Origin of the sequence: Paucibacter sp. KBW04, assembly GCF_003852425.1 — a bacterium.
Taxonomy (GTDB): Bacteria; Pseudomonadota; Gammaproteobacteria; order Burkholderiales; family Burkholderiaceae_C; genus Paucibacter_A.
The window spans coordinates 1-410 of sequence record NZ_QAJN01000010.1; the positions used below are offsets into that span (position 1 = coordinate 1).

A 410-nucleotide genomic window follows, 5' to 3' on the forward strand; every position below is an offset into this window, starting at 1 on the left:
GGCCTCTACGTGCCGGACGCGGGCAGCTTCCATCTGGGCGGCGAGCCCTACACCCCGCAGGCCGTGCACCAAGTGGCCAAGGCCGGCATTGCGCGCACCTTCCAGAACATCCGCCTCTTCGCCGAGATGACGGCGCTGGAGAACGTGATGGTGGGGCGTCATGTGCGCTCGCACTCCGGCTTGCTGGGCGCCATCCTGCGCACCCCGGGCTTCAAGGCCGAGGAAGCCGCCATCCGCCAGCGCGCCCAAGAGCTGCTGGACTACGTGGGCATCGGCAAGTTCGCCGAATTCAAGGCGCGCACCCTGAGCTACGGGGATCAGCGTCGCTTGGAGATCGCCCGTGCCCTTGCCACCGACCCCAAGCTGATCGCCCTGGACGAGCCGGCCGCTGGCATGAACGCCACCGAGAA

Annotated in this window: 1 protein-coding gene; it reads left to right on the top strand. The window is 68.3% G+C overall.

Going from position 1 to position 410, the window contains the following annotated elements:
* The coding region (locus tag DBR47_RS12030) for an ABC transporter ATP-binding protein (RefSeq protein WP_148090425.1) at positions 1-410 on the top strand (410 nt) is incomplete at both ends.